The sequence below is a fragment of the Streptomyces sp. NPDC102278 genome (assembly GCF_044766345.1).
Taxonomy (GTDB): domain Bacteria; phylum Actinomycetota; class Actinomycetes; order Streptomycetales; family Streptomycetaceae; genus Streptomyces.
Genome location: NZ_JBIWLV010000004.1, coordinates 358283 through 375889 on the forward strand (window position 1 = coordinate 358283; position 17607 = coordinate 375889).

Below are 17607 nucleotides of genomic sequence, written 5' to 3' on the forward strand. Positions count from 1 at the left end.
CGGCATGCCGGTGTTCACTCCTCGCGCCGGGCCGCTCCGGCCACGGCGATGTTCAGGAACCGGGGCGCCGGGCGCCCCCGATCGCGGAACTCCCGTGCCACGGCGGCCCGGACGGCGGCGTTGCGTTCCTCCGGCAGCAGCATCAGCACGCTCCGCCCCGGAACCCTCCCGGGCGGCCAGGCCCACAGCGCCCCGGCCTCGCGGGCGCGGTCCACGGCCCGGGCCGATTCCGTCGCCCAGCGCGCCGGATCGCCTCGGACGACCAGGAGCACCAGTCGGGCGCCCGAGGCCGCCGGGTCGAAGGCCGCGTACCGGGGAGCGCCGGCGCCCCCCGGCAGCAGGGCGTGGCCGGGGCGGGTGAACAGGGCCGCCCGGCGCAGGTCCGGGTCCCCGTCCGGCAGCGCCCGGGCCAGCAGTGCGGCCAGCTCCACCCGGTCCGGGTCCACGTCCCGCGGCGTGTGCACGTCGGCCACCGCGAGCGCGACCGCGCAGTCCGCCGGCTCCGACGTGTCCAGCCCGGAGGCCGCCGTCAGCGAGCCCTGGACGTGCAGGTCGCTCCCGCCACGCCCGTATCCGGCGCGGGCCAGCGCGCGCAACACCGCGTACGGACGGACCGCCCAGGCGGGCGCGGCGGGCGCCGGCCCCGACAGCGTGAGCGGCAGATCGCACCCGTCGGCCGGGTGCCCGAGCGAGCTGAGCCGAACCAGCCCGTCGTCCCGCGGCGCGGCGGCCGCCGCGACCGGCCAGCCGGCGCCCGCGACCGACCCGGGGCCGGGGTGCGGGCCCCCCGCGCAGCCCGCCGGCCACGCGCCGCGGCCCAGGTGGAAGGCGTACGGGGCGCTCCAGACGGCGGCCGGGGCCCGGCCGTGCGCCGCCTCCAGCGCGTACGCCACCAGCCGGAACAGGGGATCGGCGGTGGCCCGGCGGGCCAGGTCCGGCCCGACGGTGCCCACCCGGCCCGCGGTCACCGTTCGTCCTTGCGGGCCAGCATCCGGTACGCGTTGCCGCCGTCCGTGCGGCGGGCGGCGACCGTGCGGATCGCGTCGAGCACCACCGCGCCTGCGAGACACGGGAGCGCGGCCGCCCGGACGGCGCGCGCCAGGGCCCGCCGGCCGGGCCCGGCCGGGGGCGCCCACGGGCGGTCCGGATCGGGGGCCAGCCGGGTCGTGGTCAGGGCGACCGCACCCACGAAGTCGTTGCCCTGGTGGGCCGGACCGTGTTCCTCGGCGAGGACCGTGAAGCCGCGGGCGGTCAGCGCCTCCCGCAGGTTCCCCGCCGGGATCAGGTGCTGGTGCTGGGGCTGGAACCAGGGCAGCCAGGCCGGCCCCAGGAGGCGGGCCATCCGCGACCGCGGATCGGGGAGCTCGATCGCGAGGAACCCGCCGGGCGCCAGCACGGCGGCGGCCGTGTCCAGTTCCGCGAGCGGATCCCGGGTGTGCTCCAGGTAGTGGTACATGCTCACCACCTCGTACTGGCCGGCCAACTTCTCGGCGAACTCCGGGAACTGGCCCTGGAATCCGCAGTCCACCCAGCCGCGCCGCTCCGCGTCCCGGACCCCCTCGCCCATGTCCAGCCCGTCGAAGCGGGTGTGCGGCCACACGGCCCGCGCCGCGTTGCAGAAGTGTCCGTGCCCGGTGCCCACGTCCAACCAGGACGTCGGCTCGCCGTACGGTTCGAGCATCGCGGCGCGCTTGCGGTACGAGTCGCCGAGCTGCCCGAAGACGGTCCCCGCGCTCTCACCGCCGCGGCCGTCGTAGAAGTCCCGGTAGTAGAACTCCAGCCCCTCCAGCGTCAGTCGGGGGTTCTGGAAGACGTGCCCGCAGTCCTCGCACCCCTCCAGGGTGAAGCGGCCCGGTTTGCCCTGGAGGAGGTCCGGCACCCGCACCCGCACGGCGAGCCGCCGGGAGCCGCACCACGGACAGTCCGTCCGGCGCGGCTCCAGGAACCGATCGGTACCGGCGGCCAGTTCGGCCCGGTAGCCGACCGCCCGGTCCGTGTCGGGCGCCGCGGAGGACGTCCGGACGAGGTCGGCGGTCGTCCGCAGGGCCGCGCCGAGCGCGCGCGCCGGCCGGGCGGCGCCGGCGGCGGCGAGGTCGGCGGGACGCAGCGGCGCGCCCGGCCCCCCGAGGACCAGGTACGGCTGGAGCCAGTACAGCCCCGCCGCGGCGGCGCCCCACCGGCCCTGGCGTGCGGCGACGGCCGCGAGCAGGGCCAGCCCGGCGAGCTGCGCGGCGACGACCGTACCCGGCGGCAGGCCCTGCGCCCGCAACTCGGCGGCCCGGACCGCGCCGGTCGGCTCCGACCGGCGGCCCGCGCGGAGCGCCGGGGCGACGGCCAGTCCCGCCGCGGCGGGCGCGTACTCCTTCACGCGGCGGATCAACGCCAGGAGTTCCGCCGGCTCCCGGGGCGCGTCGCCCGCCTCCACCCCCGCCCGGGTCAGCACCTCCTGCGCGACCAGCACGGCGAACCCGGCGCCGCGCCCCTCGCCCAGCCGATCGGCCCGGTAGCGGGCCGGATCGACCAACCGCAACAGCCCGAGGGCGCGCTCGACGGAGAGATCGCCGGGCAGCAGGTCGAGCACCCGCAGGCCCTCCCGTTCGGCGTGCGCGCAGGCCGCCAGGAACGTCGCCGGATCGGCCTCGACACCGCGCGCCGTCAGCAGCCGCCAGCCGGCGGCGCGCGGCACCCCGGCCGACCCGGCCGGTGGGATCGTGGGCAGCACCGGGATCGCCCGCAGCCTGCGATGGGAGCGGACCGTGCCCGCGCCGAGCGCGACCAGGACGGCGGCGGAGGTCCACCGGATCCGGCGCGAGGGGGGTGGCGTCATGACAGCTTCTCCAACCGGTCGGCCGCGGCGGCGGCCCCGCCGGCCGCGGCGAAGGAGGCCTGGATGCGGCGGGCGGCCCGACGGGGGCCGGGATCGTCCAGCACGGCCGTGAGCGCGTCGCGCAGTTCCTCGGGCCCCGTCCGACCGAAGCGGACCCGGACGCCGGCCCCCGCCTCGACGACCTGACGGGCCACGATCGGCTGGTCGTCCCGGATGGGCGCGACCACCAGCGGCAGCCCGAACGCCAGGGCCTCGCAGACGGTGTTGTGGCCGCCGTGGCTGACCACCGCGTCCAGGTGCGGCAGCAACTCCAGTTGCGGAACGCCGTCCTGCACCAGCACGTTCGCCGGAGCCCCCTCCCCGACCGCGGACGCGGGGGCGGACACCACGAACTGGACGTCGTCGCGAAGGCGTTCGGCGGCCCCCAGCACCGCGCGGTAGAACCGGGCCCCGGCCTCCTGGTTGAGGGTGCCCAACGAGACCAGGACCCGCCGGCGCGCCGGGTCCAGCCGCCGCCAGGGGAAATCGGGCGCCGTCGGCCGGGCCCCGAAGGCCGGACCCACATAGGCGTGGTGCGGCGGAACCTCGGCGCCCGTACCCACCAACTCGGGCGTGGAGAACACCCACACCAGGCGTTCGGAGAACCGCGGATCCCAGCCGCCGTCGTCCGCACCGAACTCGGTCAACAGTGCGCCGATCCGCTGCGCCACCCACTCGCCGACCTTCGGGAATCCGGCGAAGGGCCGGGTCAGTTCGGCGGAGGTGCTGGCCGACGTCACCCAGGGGATGCCGAGCCGGCGGGCCACGAGCGGTCCCGCCAGGGCCTGTTGATCGGCGACCAGCACGTCCGGGGCGAAATCCGCGGCCGCGGCGCGCACCCCCGGCTCCATCGCCCGGGCCAGCGGTATCAGCGCCTCCTCCCACAGGAAGCGCAGCGCGGCCACGCCGCGCAGGTCCCGCCACCGCTCGTGCAGCCCCGCGTAGCCGCCCGCGACGCGCTCCCCGGCGGGCAGGATCCGGGCGTGCGCGGGGAGCAGCCGGGCCAGTTCCCCGGGCGGCCCGGTCCAGGCGACCTCGTGCCCCCGCGAGGCGAGTTCCGCCCCGACGGCCACGGTCGGATTGACGTGCCCCGCGAGCGGCGGAACCGTGAACAGCACCCTCATGGGATCAGAGCTCCTGTCCGCGCCCGTGACGCGGCCGTCGTTTCGAGGTGGGCGAGCACGGCCTCCCGCAGGACACCGCTGCTCTCCTTGAGCACGTCGTGGCCCAGACCCGGCAGGACCGTCAGCGTGGCCCGCGCGGCATGGCGGGCCAACGCGCGTCCACCCGGAAGCAGTTCGGAGTGTTCCCCGCAGAGCGTCAGGGTCGGGCAGCTCAACCGGGTGTAGTCGGCCGGGGTGAAGACGCGACTGGCGGCGATGTCGTCGATCAGGCTGGTCCGGTTGAGCAGGTCGTCGGCGATCGCGGTGAGGTTCGCGGCCTTGCGCAGCCGCAGGGTCAGTAGCTCGGCCGGCACCGGGCTGTCCTCCAGGCTCAACGCGGCGGCGGACAGGGTGTCCACCATGTTCTCCACCCAGGCCCCGCCGAGCGGCGGTTCGAGCAGGGTCAGCCCGACGACCAGGTCGGGGCGGGCCAGCGCCGCGTGCACGGCGAGGGTCGCGCCGTAACTGTTGCCGACGAGGTGAACCGGGCGGTTCCCCAGGCCCAGCGCGCAGAGCAGGGCCACGAGATCGCGTACGGCGGTGTCGCCGTCGTAGCCGGCGGCCGGCCGCTCCGAGCGGCCGTGTCCGCGCAGGTCGTACAGCACGGTCTCGAACCCGGACCGGGCCACCGGGACGGCCAGGGGGCAGTAGAAGGAGGACAGGTTGTCGACGACGAGACCGTGGAGGAAGACCACCACGGGCCGGCGGCCGGAATCGGCCCCGGCGTCGGCCGGGAGCCGCTGGACGTGGAAGCGCAGGCCGTTGGCGCGGACGAAGGACACGGCGGCTCAGCCGGCCGTGGTCGCGGAGGCGGGGTAGCCGGCCGTCCGGGTCAGGGAACCGTGCGTCACCCGGGCTATGTGCTCGACGATCTCGCCCACCGACATGGCGAGGATGCCGTCCATGTCCTTCTCCGCGAGGAAGCCCATCAGGTCGACCTCGGCGCCGTAGCGGTGGTGCAGCGACTCGGCGAGCGCGACGAACTCGATGCTCTCCAGGGCGAGATCCTCGTTGAAGGTGGTGCGCATCGTGACCTCCTGGGCGACGAGGAACTCGTCGCCGACGATCTCCACGAGCATGTCGGTGATCTCGGCGAGGATGTCAGTGGTCATGGTGGGGCTCCGTCCAGGCGACGAGGTGATCGAGGGGGGTGGGGTGACTCGCGGGGATCGTGTCGAAGCGGACCGTGTGGGCGACGCGTGCGGGGGACAGCACGCGCAGGACCCCGGATCCGGGGTCGCCCGTCACCCGCCAGTCGCGGGGGCGGCCGGCGAGACCGGTGCCCTCCGCCTTCGCGGCGGCCTCCTTGGCGCACCAGAGCGTGGTGAGCGCGCCCGGCAGCGTGGTCCCGTCGACGGCTGCCAGCCGTTCTGCCAGGGCCCGTTCGCCCGGCCCCAGGGCGATCCGCAGCAGGGCGTCGGGATCGGTGGTCACCGTCTCGACGTCCACCCCGACGGGCCGGGTGCGGTGGGCCAGGGCGACCGCCAGCCGGTCCTTGTGGGCGATCGAGAGGTGCACGCCCGCGACCAGGGACCCTTCGGGCACCGGACGCCCCGACGGATCGTTGCCGACCGGCACCTCCACCGGGAACACCGCGCCGGCGCCGCCGTCCCACAGCAGGTTCCGCAGCGCGTCCTTGGCCGCGATCCGACCGAGCAGCCAGGCGGCCCGCACCCGCGGGGACCGACCCTCGTACACGGCCCGCTCGGCGGCCCCCAGGTAGCGCCGCATCACCAACTCCTGCGACGCGGGGTCCGTCCACCGGCGGCGGGCCAGGCACCATCCGGCGGGCTGCGGCTCACCGATCCCGCAGACCTCCGGGGTGAACTTCATCGGCCACACGCGCTCGTCGGCGCCGAAGCGCCGGTACGTCCAGCCGTCGATCCGCGCCCAGACCCGGCCGTCGGGACGACACAGTTCGAGATCGCCCCGCACGGTGGTCCCGCGCACCTCCCGGATCCGGGCGGTGGCCGCCACCAGGGCGTGCGGCGGGGGCGGCGGCCCGTGGAAACGGACGCGGTCGACGGTGGCGGGGAACACCAGCCGGTCCACCGGCAGTCGCAGCTGCATCCAGTGCCCGAACAACTGCCCGGCGGCGTCGAGCAGGGCCCCGGGGTCGGGGAGGGCGCGCAGCACGCCCCGGATGCCGTCGGCGGCCACGGTCCGGACCTCGTGCACCCCGGCGAAACGGGGGCCGTGGAACATCCACCGGTCGCGGTAGAGCGCGTCCGCGCTGACGGGTGCGGGGTCCGGCTCGCGCAGCGGCGCGGGGTCCGGCGCCGGCGCCGGGTCGAAGCCCCGACCGAGCAGGACGACGACGGTGGCGTACTCGCCCAGGCCTACGCGGACGCGCCCGGGGCCGTCGGCGCGGACCCGGACCTCGATCTCGTGGGCGGGCTCGACGGGGAGCCAGCGCAGGGCGCGGACGTCCTCGTACCCGACGACCTCGACACGGCCCCGGCCGTGGTCGACGTGGGCCAGGGCCGCCTGGGAGGCCAGCTCCAGCATGGTGGTCATGGGTACGACGGGGAACCAGTCGGACTCCTCCGGCCAGCCGGCCGGCTGGAGGTAGACCCGGTGATCGCGTACGTAGGGCAGCGTGTCGAGACCGAGCCGCAGGACGGCCCGCCCCGCGCCGTCACCGGCCCCGCCTTCCGCGCCGGCAACGAGCCCCGCGCCGTCACCGGCACCGCCTTCCGCGCCGACACCGCGTCCCGCGCCGGCAACGAGCCCCGCGCCGCGTCCCGCGCCGGCGTCTTCGGCGCCGGCGAGGTACGGGGCCCGGGCCGCGCTCCCCGTGGGAAGCTCGGCCACGGCCGGATCGGGGGCGCGCAGCCGGGCCAGGGCGGCGGGGGAGAGGCGGACCAGCGGGGAGCCCAGGTCCAGCGGCATCGCGCGGGACACCGCCGGTCGGCCCGCCGCGGCCGGGCCCGCCACCGTGACTGGGCCCACCTCCATGGCCGGGCCCGCCACCGCGGCTGGGCCCACCTCCATGGCCGGGCCCGCCACCGCGGCTGGGCCCGTCACCGCGGCTGGGCCCGTCACCGCGGCTGGGCCCGCCACCGCGGCCGGGCCCGCCACCGCGGCTGGGCCCGTCACCGCGGCCGGGGCCGTCGGCGTGGTCGGGGCGGGGGGCACGGGGGGCGTGGGCGTCGGGTTCGGGGCCGGCGTCCCGATCGGGTCGGGCGGGGTGTCCCGCGACAGCCGGTCCCACTTCGGCGCCTGCCCCTGCGTCCACAGCGCCGCGCACGCCCGCCGCAGCGCGGCAACGCCCGACAGCCGGGGCGAGGACGCGGCCACCGACAGGTGCGGCCGGTCCCGCAAGGTGTCCTCGACGAACCCGGGCAGGCTTCCCGGGCCCAGCGTCACGAAGTGCCGCACCCCCGCCTCCTCGTACATCCGCAGCGTCAACTCGCGGAACCGCACCGGTTCCAGGAGGTGGCGCACCACCAGCTCGCGCACCTCCTCGGCCGACGTCGGGAACGGGGACACCGTCGTCGCCGACCAGACCCGCCCCGCCGCGGCCGGCCGGGGCGAAAGCCGGTCGAACGCCGCCCGGACCTGACCCAGGTACGGCTCCCACATCGGCGTGTGGAACCCCGAGCGGAACGGGAGCTCCTGGCCCAACACCCCCTCGGCCCGCAGCCGCGCCACGACCCGGGCGACCCCGGCGGGATCCCCGCACACCACGGACTGGTGCGGGCAGTTGTCGTGGCTGACCACCACCCCGTCCTCGGCGTGCAGCGCCGCCTCGGCCCGCCGCGCCCCGCAGCCCAGCGCCGCGTACACGAGGTCCGGTACCTTCAGCGAGCCCGGCCGCAGCGAGGCGAGGAAGGTGTCGACGGCCTCCTGCGGATACATCCCGCCCGCCACCATCGCGGCCCACTCGCCCAGGCTGTGACCGGCCGACACGTCCGCCTCGATGCCCAGTTCACCGAAGGCGCGGCCGAAGAACCGGCCCGCCTCGATGGCGTCCAGCGCCCGTTCCATCAACTCCCCGCCCCGTCCGAGGCGCGGGCGGTCCAGCCCGAGCAGGTCCGCGACGTCGTCGGCGACCGGCGCGAACTCCGGTTCCAGGCCCGGGTAGAGGAACGCGACCCGGCCGCCCAGGGGTTCGGGTGTGAACCACACGTCCCCCCGGCCGTGCCAGGTCCGCCCGCGCGCCAGGACCTTCGCGGCCAGCGCGAGCCGCTGTGGGGTGGGTCCGACCACCGCGAGCCGGCAGGGGCCGTCGCCGTACGAGGCCCCCGACGGACCCGAGGGCGTTCCGGCGGCGAGGAGTTCGGCCACGTCGGCCGTACTGTCCCCGGCGAGCAGGAGCACGTCGTCCCGCGCACCCGGCCCCGTCGCACCCGGCTCCGTCGCCGGGTCGGGGCCCGCGGCGGGCGGGCCCGTCGGCAGGAAGCGGCGCACCGGCGGGGCGGGTCTCGGTGTGCCGCCGGTGGGGCGCGCGGAGGCACCCGGAGCCTCCTCCAGCACCACGTGCGCGTTGATCCCACCGAACCCGAACGCGTTGACGCCGGCCCGCCGGGGCTCGGGGCCCCGCTCCCACGGCTCGGCCACCGTCACCGGCCGCATCCGCGTCCGGGCCAGGTCCGCGTGTGGTTCCTCCAGGTGCAGCGTGGGTGGCAACACCCCCTCGTGCACCGCCAGCGCCGCCTTGATCAACCCGGCGATGCCCGACGCCTGCATGGTGTGTCCCACCATCGACTTGACCGACCCGAAGCCGATCCGTCCCGACCCCGATCCTTCGTCCGGCGTACCGAACACCCGGGCCAACGTGGCCAGTTCAGCCGCGTCCCCGATCGGCGTACCCGTACCGTGCGCCTCCAACAGCCCCAGCGCCCCGGGCGAGCGGGGATCCAGGCCGGCCTCCCGCCACGCCCGTTCGAGCGCCCGTACCTGCCCGGTGACGAGCGGGCTCATCAGGCTCGCCGCCCGCCCGTCCCCGCCGACCCCGGTGCCCCGGATCACGGCGTAGATCCGGTCCCCGTCCCGCTCCGCGTCCGCGAGCCGCTTCAGCAGCACCACCCCGGTGCCCTCCGAGAGCAGCGTCCCGTCGGCCCGCCGGTCGAACGGACGGATCCGCTCGGTCGGACTCAGCGCCCGCAACTGGGTGAACACGCTCCACAACGTGGCGATGTGACAGTGGTGGACCGCCCCGGCGACCACCGCGTCGCAGCGCCCGCCCGCCAACAGTCCGACTGCCTGGTCCACCGCCAGGAGCGAGGAGGCGCAGGCCGCGTCCAGGGTGTAGGCGGGGCCCCGGAAGTCCAACCGATTGGCCGTCCGGGCGGCGGTGAAGCTCGGTACGAGCCCGATCGAGGCGTCGGGCCGATCCGGGCCCAGCGCGTCCTGGAAGGCGGAGCGCACCTCCGCGATGCGTCGTTCCCCGAGTTCGGGCGCCACCTCGCGTAAGGTCTGGGCCAACTGGTGGGCGGTACGCACCCGTTGATCCAGACGCGCGGTGGCCACCCCCATGAACCCGCCGCGCCCCAACACCACCCCGATCCGCGACCGGTCGGCCGGCAACCGGTTCTCGCCGCCCGCGTCGGCGATCGCCTCGGCCGTGACGTGCAGCGCCAGGAGCTGGTCCGGCTCGGCTCCCTCGACCGCCGACGGCATGATGCCGAAACGGGTCGGGTCGAAGCCGGTCGCCCCGTCGATGAAACCGCCCCGCCGGCAGTAGAAGCGGTCCCCGCGCGCCGGCCCGGTGGCCCCGGCGGGGTCGTAGTACACCTCGGGATCCCAACGGCCGGGCGGGACCTCGCCGATGGAATCCGTCCCGGCTAGCAGGTTGCGGCGGTAGGCGGGCAGGTCCGGGGCCCCCGGGAAGACCGCGCCCATCCCGACGATGGCCGCGTCGGTCGGTCGCGGACCGCGCCGCGGGCCGTCAGCCACGGCCGTCTCCGGCCCCGGAGTCGGTTCCGTCACCGGTCGCGGTTCTGCTACCCGGGCCCTCCTCGGTCCGGCCGTGCCCCTCGTCGTGCGCCGCCGTCAGGACGACCTGTACGTCGTGGCCGTCCGCGAGTTCGGCGAGGAAGGCGGCGCTGCCCGCCTCGGGGGCGATCACCGCGATGCCGCGGCGCCCGTACGCGCGCTCCAACTCGGGGGTGACCATGCCGCCCGCCTCGGCGGCCCAGGGGCCCCAGTCCAGGGACAGCACCCGGCCCGGGAAGCGGCCGGCCCAGGTGTGGGCGAGACCGTCGAGGGCGTCGTTGGCGGCGGCGTAGTCGCTCTGACCGCGGTTGCCGTACACCCCGGACACGCTGCCGAACAGGGCAAGGAAGGCGGGGGCGGGCGTGTCGCCGTGGTCGGCGGCGGCCGCTGCGAGGTGCCGGGCGCCGGCCACCTTGGTGGTGAACACCTCGGCGAAGGCCTCCGGCCGCTTGTCCCGCAGCAGTCCGTCCCGCAGGGTGCCGGCGCCGTGCACGATGCCGTCGAGCCGGCCGTGCCGGGCCCGGACGGCCGCCACGACGGCCCGTACGGCCCGCTCGTCGGTGACGTCGGCGCGGTGGTAGCGGACGGAGGCGGCGACGCCGGCGAGAGCCGTCAACGTGGCCCGCACCTCGCGTTCGGCGAGGATCCGGGAGGCGGCGGCCTCGATCTCGGCCGGGGTGCGCAGCCCCGCCGTCACGAGCGCGGCGCGCAGCGCCACCCGGTCCGTGGCCTGCCCGTACCGATCATCCTCGGCGGCCGTCGGCTCGGGGGTGCGTCCGACGAGTTCGACGTGGCAGCCGGTGGCGCGGGCGAGGGCGAACGCGATCCGGGCGGTGATCCCGCGGGCGCCCCCGGTGAGCAGGACGACGGAGTCGCGGTCGAGGGGCGGCGCCGACCCGGAGGGGGTGAGGTCGGCCGGTACCGGCCGGGCGGTGACGCGCACTCCTTCGGCGGTGTAGACGACGGAGCGGAGGGGGACCGCGGAGTCGGCGCCCGGGCCTGCGCCGCCGCCGCCGTGGTCATCGGTGCCGGTGCCGTGATGCCGGTCCCCGGTCCCGGTGGTGTCGCTCAACTCGGCGACGAGCTGCGCGGCGACCCGGGCCGGATCCTCCTTCGGATGCACCCCGACCGCCCGGATCAGGGCGCCGGGGAACTCCAGGGCGGCGCTGCGGGCGAAGCCGTGCAGCCCCGAGTCGGGGGTGGCGGCGAGGAGCAGCCGACCGACACCACCGACGAGGGCCCGCTTGAGCCCGGCGAAGGCGGCGGGCAGGACGGGCTCCTGCCCGGCGCCCTGACCGGCCCGGAGCGCGGACAGGTCGACGAGCCCGTCGTGGCCGGCCTCGGGCCCGGACAGCAGCCGCACCTCGACCCCGCGGGACTCCAGCTCCCCGCTCAGCGCGAGCGCCACCCCCTGCCCGTCCTCGACGATCCCGATGCGCAGCCCGCGCAGTGCGGCCGGATCCCCGCCGGGCGGGGCGACGGGTACGAGGTCCACACGCATCCGACGCGGTCGCGCCCCGACGGGGCGACTCGCGGGGCGGGTCACGAGGCCGTCGGACGCGGCGCCGGTCGACGTCGAACCGGCGACCGGGGCGTCGTGGGCCGAGGTGCCGTGGGGCAAGGTGCGGTGGGCGGCGTTGCCTGCGGTCGCGGCGTCGGACCCGCCGCCGGCGGCCGCGGTGTGGGACACGACCCAGTCGACGACGCCGCGCAGGGTCTTGAGGCGGGAGAGTTCCTCGACGGCCGACTCGGCGGAGCCGCCCGGGTCTTGGGGGAGGCCGATCCGGTCGGCCAGGGCGCCGATGATCTCGACCCGCTTGATGGAGTCGATGGACAGGTCGGCCTCCAGGTCCAGCCCGGGGTCGAGCATGTCCAGGGGATAGCCGGTCCGGGTGTGCACGATGTCCAGGACCACGTCCATCACCTCGCCGGCGGTCAGCGGCGCGGCGGCGGCGTTCGCCGGGGCGAGCGATGCGTCCACCGGCCCGTTCGCAGGCTCGTTCGGGTTCCCGTTCGCAGGCCCGTCGAGGGGGGCGGGGTCCGCGGCCCGCCAGGGGTCGGGGTGCGCCGGCGCCTCGCCGCCGCCGGGCATCGTCATCCCGCGCGCCGTGGCCGCGTGCGCGGGCTCCCGGCCGTTGACCGGCGCCGACCGCCACGGGTCGGGGGAACGGCCCGGGCCCCCGGGCCCCGGCGCGCGGCCGTCGGGCCCGGCCCCGAGCCACGCCGATCCGTCGGTCCACGCCGCGCCGGGGTCGACCCACGCCGCGCCCGGGTCCGCCCAGGCGGGGGCGCCCGGCGTCGGTTCGGCCGGGGCGCTCGCGCCGGGGTCGGTTCGGCCCAGGTAGCCCAGCAGGACCTCGCGTTGGGCCTCGATCAGCAGTCGCGAGCCCCGGAGGTACTCCAACACGGCCTCGTCGCGGGGACCGGGGGCCGTGATCGGTCCGGAGCCGTTCCCGGCCGCGGCGCCGGGCCTCGTCACGGGCGCCGGGGTCTCGGCGGGGCGGGGGGAGCGGGGGGAGCCGTCCTGGTCGGCGGCGCTCTGCGGGCTCATCGGTGCCTCCGGTCGGGGGATGCGGTGGGCGGGGCGCAGGCCGCCCGGGATCGGGGCGCCGGCCGAGGTACGGACCAGGTGCCCGTCCACCAGCCAGCCCGGACGCCGCGGGGCCCGGTCCGGGAGCGGGGCGGTCCTGCCGCGGAACAGCGCATCGGGGGCGATCGGCACCCCGGCCGCGGCCAGCTCGGCCAGGGCGGTGACCAGTCGGACCAGACCGTGCTCGCCGGGCACGTCCAACGGCACCACCGTGTGCGGGCGGCCGCGCAGGATCCGGGCCGTCAACCCGGACAGCACCCGGCCCGGGCCCGCTTCCACGAACGTCCGGACGCCGGCCGCGTACATGGCCTCGACCTCGTCCACGAAGCGGACCGGCCGCGCCACCTGGCCCGCCAGGAGGGCGCGTACGCCGTCGGCGTCGGCCGGGTACGGGGCGGCCGTGGTGTTCGACCACACGGGGACCGTCGGCCCCGTCACCGCCGTCGCCGCCAGCTCGGCGGCGAGCGCCGACTCGGCCCCCGCGACCACGTCGCTGTGGAACGCGCAGGCCACCGGCAGGAGTTCGGCCGAGTGGCCGGCCGCCCGGAGCGCGTCCACCGCCTCGGCCACGGCTCCCGTCCGGCCCGAGATCACGCACTGCCGGGGCGCGTTGTGGTTCGCGACCACGCACCCGGCCCGCGCCGCGAGGTCCCGGACCTCCTCGGGCGCGGCCGACACCGCCGCCATGGCACCCGGATCCGTCCCGGCCGCCACCAGGATCGCCTCGGCCCGGCGTGCGCTCAGCCGCGACAGGCTCGCCGTGTCGTACGCGCCCGCCGCCCACAGCGCGGTCAGTTCCCCGTACGAGTGCCCGGCGACACAGTCCGGTCGCACACCGAGCCGGCCGAGCAGCAGGTGCGCCGCCGCGCCGGCCAGCCCGAGGGCGGGTTGGGCCACCCGGGTGTCGGTGACGGCCGCTCGTTGGGCGGCCCGCGCCGGCGCGGTGAACGCCGACGGCGGGAACATGGCGGACGCCACCGCGCCCGGTGCCTCGTCCAGGAGCCCGCGCAGGGCCGGGAACGCCATGAACAGGTCCCCGAGCATGCCCACGCGTTGGCTGCCCTGCCCGGGGAAGAGGAACGCCACCCCGCCCGGGTCGGCCGACTCATCCCGTACGTGGACACCCGCGCCCGGGGTGAAGCCGCGTGCCTGCTCCAGCCGGAGCGCCAGCTCGTCCGCGTCGGAGGCGACCACGGCCACCCGCACCGGACCGGTGCCGGACGCCGAGGCCTCCGCAGCCAGGTCCCGCAGGGCCCACGGCCGGCCGGCGGCGTCGTTCTCCTCCAGCCGGGCGGCGAGCCGCGCCATGGCCCGCCCCGCGGCCCGCCGGTCCTCGCCCCGGAAGCAGAACAGCTCCGCCGGCCACTCCTCCAGCCCGTGCGCCGGCTCCTGCGCACCGCCGTAACCGGCCAACACCGCGTGGTAGTTGGTGCCCCCGAAGCCGAACGCGCTGACGCCCGCGATCCGCCGCTCCACCGGCACCGGCCACGGCCGGGCCTCGGTGTCGAAGACGAACGGGCCGTCCTCGGCCCGCCAGGCCGCGTTCGGGGTGCTCAGGTGCGCGGTCGGGGGGCGGATGCCCGTGTGCACGGCCCACGCGGCCTTGATCAGACCGGCCAGTCCGGCCGCGCACTTGGTGTGACCGATCTGCGATTTGACCGACCCCAGGGCGCAGGATCCCGGCTCGGCCCCCGAGGCGGTGAACAGCTCGCTCAGCACCGCCAGTTCGGTGCTGTCGCCGACCACGGTCCCGGTCCCGTGCGCCTCGATCAATCCCACGTCGGCGGGGGCGACGCCGGCCCGGGCGTACGCCCGTTCCAGGGCCCTTCGCTGCCCCTCCGGCCGGGGCGCGGTCAGTCCCAGCGACCGGCCGTCGCTCGACGCGCCGACCGCCTTGATCACGGCGTACACCCGGTCGCCGTCGCGCTCCGCGTCCGCCAGCCGCTTCAACACCAGGGCGCCCACGCCCTCGCCGAGCGCGATCCCGTCGGCGGACGCGTCGAAGGGCCGGCAGCGACCGCCGGGCGACAGGGCGCGGACCGAGGCGAACATCAGGTAGTCGTTGATGCCGTTGTGCACGTCGGCGCCGCCGCACACCACCATGTCGCTGTCGCCGTCGCGCAGTTGCCGGCAGGCCAGGTCCAGTGCGGCCAGCGAGGAGGCGCAGGCGGCGTCCACGGTGCAGTTGGCGCCGCCGAGGTCGAGACGGTTCGCGACCCGGCCCGCGATCACGTTCGCGAGGATGCCCGGGAAGGAATCCTCCGTCAGCCGGGGCAACTGCTCGTCCAACGCGGGCGGCAGTTCGCCCAGATAGGCCGGGTACAGCGCGCGCATCCCGTACGCGCCCGCCAGCTCGGTGCCCGCCTCCGCACCGAAGACCACCGAGGTCCGCGAGCGGTCGAACTCCCTGCCCCGGCCGTACCCGGCGTCCCCGAGCGCCCGCGCCGAGATCTCCAGGGCCAGGAGCTGTACGGGTTCGATCCCGGCGAGCGAGGTCGGCGGGATGCCGTGGGCGAGGGCGTCGAAGGGCACCGGCGCCAGGAAGCCGCCCCAGCGGGAGGGGGTGCGCTCCCCGGCCCGGGCCGGGTCGGGGTCGTAGTAGAGCCCGGGGTCCCAGCGCTCGACCGGGACCTCGGTGACGGCGTCCCGGCCGGCCAGGATCTGCGACCAGTACGAGTCGAGCCCCGGCGCCCCCGGGTAGGCGCAGGCCATGCCGACGATGGCGACGTCGAGCGGGTCGGGCGCGGGGCCGGCCTGGTCCCCGGCCGCGCCGGCCGTCTCGGCGGTCCGCCGGTCCAGGAACTCCGTCGCCCCCCGGGTGACCTGGGCGTGCAGTTCGGCCACCGTCGTGGTGTCGGACCGCAGGGTGGCGGCCTGACCGAGCATGAACAGCCCGTCGGCCAACTGCGCCGGTTCGCCGACCGGTTCCAGGCCGGCCGCGCCCCGACGCAGTCCCTTGCCGGCGATCCGGAGCCGCCCCAGGTTCAGCCGCTCCAACTCCTCCCACATCTCGCGCGGTTCGGTCCCGCTCTCGGTGAGCAGCCGTCTGGTCTCTTCGAACGTTCCCGCGTACGGGGTGTCCGCGCAGCGGGTGGCATGGCCCGGCGCGGTGTGCAACAGGACGGTCTCCTCGCACTCCACCGCGGTCCGTTGGAAGCCCGGGAGGATCGCGCCCGCCGCCACCGCCTCCCGAGTGAACAGGTAGGCCGTGCCCATCAGTACACCGACGTGGGCGCCCCGGGCGACGAGCGGCGCCGCGGCCGTCACCGCCATCGCGGCGGACCGCTCGTCGTGGATGCCGCCCGCGAACAGGACGTCCAGTGCGGCCGGTTCGGCGCAGGACAGCAGCCGGTCGATCTGCTCCTCCCACAGCGGGAACGAGGCGCGCGGCCCGACGTGCCCGCCGCATTCCGACCCCTCGAACACGAACCGCCGCGCCCCCTCGGCGAGATACCGCTCCAACAGCCCGGGCGAGGGGACGTGCAGGTGCGTCACCGTCCCGGCCGCCTCCAGCGGGGCCGCCTGCGCCGGGGTACCGCCGGCGATGATCGCGTGCGGCGGACGCACCCGTGCCACGGCCGCGAGTTGTTCCCGACGCAGCTCGGGCGGGGCGAAGCCGAGCAGCCCCACGCCCCACGGGCGGTCCCCGAGCCGTTCGGCGGTCTCGGCCAGCAGCCGGTGCGCCTGCGGTCCCCGGGTCAGGGCGAGCGCGAGGTAGGGCACCCCGTCCGCGGCGGCCACGGCCTCGGCGAACGCCGCCTGGTCGCTGACCCGGGTCATCGGGCCCTGCGCCACCACCCGGGGCCCGAGCAGGGGTCTCGCCCGGGCGGCTGCCCCGATGTGCCCGGCGACGGCGGACCGGATGGCCCCGAGCACCCCGCCCGTGGTGCGGTGCCGGCGGGCCAGCCGCTCCGCCACGCCCCCGTCCTGGCCGACGGGCAACAACTGCGTCCGCAGGTCCCGGGCCCCGAGCAGGAGCGCGGCCGGTCCCTCGGGCGCGGGCAGGTCGGGCCGTGCGAACACCCTGTGCCCGTCCACGAGCCGGGTCTCGGAACCGTCCATCGCCCGCAGCGCGGCCACGACCTCCGCGGGCAGCGCGGCCACCCCCTCGACGGTCAGGGCCAGTTGTACGTCGACCAGCACGCCGGCGGCTCCGCCCGCGACGGCGGCCGCAGCCGTGTGCGGGCCGATGCCCCCGCACGCGATGACGGGCACCCCGGGCCCGGCCCCGGCCAGCAGCCGCTGGAGGAGGACGAAGGTGGTGCTCGCGCCCACCCGACCGCCGGCCTCGTGCCCCTTGGCCACGATCGCCGCGACCCCGGCCGCGACCGCCGCCCGCGCCTCCCCGGGGCCGGTGATCTCGGCCCAGACCCGCGGGGAACCGGGGGCCGCCGCCCAGGCCGCCACGCGCTCCGCGGTGTGCTCCGCGACGTCGGCGAGCACCACCGTGTCCACCGCGGCCGGAAGCTCCCCGGGCCCCACCGGACAGCCCACCGGCACCCGCACCCCGTACGGCCGGCCGTCGAGCCGCCGACCGAGTTCCGTCAAGGCGGCCCGCGCGGGCGCGGGGTCCCGGCCGAGGTCGAGCAGCCCGAGGGAGCCGGCGCGCTCGGCGGCCGTGACGATCCGCGGGTGCGGCTCCTCGAAGGGACCGGCCGCGACGACCAGGTCACGGGTGGCGGGGGGCTGCGCGGGGTGGGGGGTCACGGGCGCTCCTTCTTCCGGTGAGGTGCCGTGTCGTGTCGAGCCGTGCCGTGCCGTGTCGCATGGCGCGGCGCGCGCCGCACCGGTTCCTCGCGGTGGGGCGGGCGAGGGGCGTGCGGGGCGGTGCCGTGCGGGTCGACGCGTGGGCCGTACGGGCCGTGCTGTGGGGGTGCGGGCCGTGCGGGCAGGACGGGAGAACACGCCGGTCGACGACTCCGCCGGCGCGGTGAGTGCTGCGGCGGGGTGACCCGTCATCGGTTCGGACGGGCTTGAGCAGTGGTCAAAATCCCCGGCGCCGCGATGCATCGTGCGGTGATGACCGTGCACTGTCAACCGGTATGCGG

At 77.0% G+C, this 17607-nt stretch carries 7 protein-coding genes; all 7 read right to left on the reverse strand.

All coding sequences use genetic code 11. From position 1 onward, the window contains the following. Nucleotides 1-14: 14 nt before the first annotated feature. The 7 genes from ACIRO3_RS13900 to ACIRO3_RS13930 are packed head-to-tail and all read right to left on the reverse strand — an operon-like array spanning nt 15 to nt 17266. Nucleotides 15-968: a galactokinase gene (locus ACIRO3_RS13900; protein WP_404135975.1), complete on the reverse strand. Its 954-nt coding sequence runs from the start codon at nt 966-968 to the stop codon at nt 15-17. Continuing rightward, the gene (locus ACIRO3_RS13905) at nt 965-2827 is read right to left on the reverse strand and encodes a methyltransferase domain-containing protein (protein WP_404135978.1); all 1863 of its coding nucleotides are present in this window, start codon (nt 2825-2827) and stop codon (nt 965-967) included. The genes ACIRO3_RS13900 and ACIRO3_RS13905 overlap by 4 nt, the downstream gene beginning before the upstream one ends. Next, a complete protein-coding gene (locus tag ACIRO3_RS13910) occupies nt 2824-3990 on the reverse strand; it encodes a glycosyltransferase (RefSeq protein WP_404135981.1) in 1167 nt (388 codons plus the stop codon). The genes ACIRO3_RS13905 and ACIRO3_RS13910 overlap by 4 nt, the downstream gene beginning before the upstream one ends. Beyond that, nucleotides 3987-4811, reverse strand: coding sequence for an alpha/beta fold hydrolase (locus ACIRO3_RS13915; protein WP_404135984.1), 825 nt, complete (start codon nt 4809-4811; stop codon nt 3987-3989). Before ACIRO3_RS13915 ends, ACIRO3_RS13910 begins: the two co-directional genes overlap by 4 nt. A 6-nt stretch (nt 4812-4817) precedes the next feature. Next, the gene (locus tag ACIRO3_RS13920) at nt 4818-5141 is read right to left on the reverse strand and encodes an acyl carrier protein (protein WP_404135987.1); all 324 of its coding nucleotides are present in this window, start codon (nt 5139-5141) and stop codon (nt 4818-4820) included. After that, the gene (locus ACIRO3_RS13925; RefSeq protein WP_404135990.1) at nt 5131-9930 is read right to left on the reverse strand and encodes a beta-ketoacyl synthase N-terminal-like domain-containing protein; all 4800 of its coding nucleotides are present in this window, start codon (nt 9928-9930) and stop codon (nt 5131-5133) included. The genes ACIRO3_RS13920 and ACIRO3_RS13925 overlap by 11 nt, the downstream gene beginning before the upstream one ends. Continuing rightward, a complete protein-coding gene (locus tag ACIRO3_RS13930; RefSeq protein WP_404135993.1) occupies nt 9923-17266 on the reverse strand; it encodes an SDR family NAD(P)-dependent oxidoreductase in 7344 nt (2447 codons plus the stop codon). The genes ACIRO3_RS13925 and ACIRO3_RS13930 overlap by 8 nt, the downstream gene beginning before the upstream one ends. Nucleotides 17267-17607 lie beyond the last annotated feature (341 nt).

What these genes read in the sequence shown, in the direction of transcription:
- ACIRO3_RS13905 (WP_404135978.1), bottom strand. Translation starts at nt 2,827, where the DNA reads ATGACGCCACCCCCCTCGCGCCGGATCCGGTGGACCTCCGCCGCCGTC.
- ACIRO3_RS13910 (WP_404135981.1), bottom strand. Translation starts at nt 3,990, where the DNA reads ATGAGGGTGCTGTTCACGGTTCCGCCGCTCGCGGGGCACGTCAATCCG.
- ACIRO3_RS13920 (WP_404135987.1), bottom strand. Translation starts at nt 5,141, where the DNA reads ATGACCACTGACATCCTCGCCGAGATCACCGACATGCTCGTGGAGATC.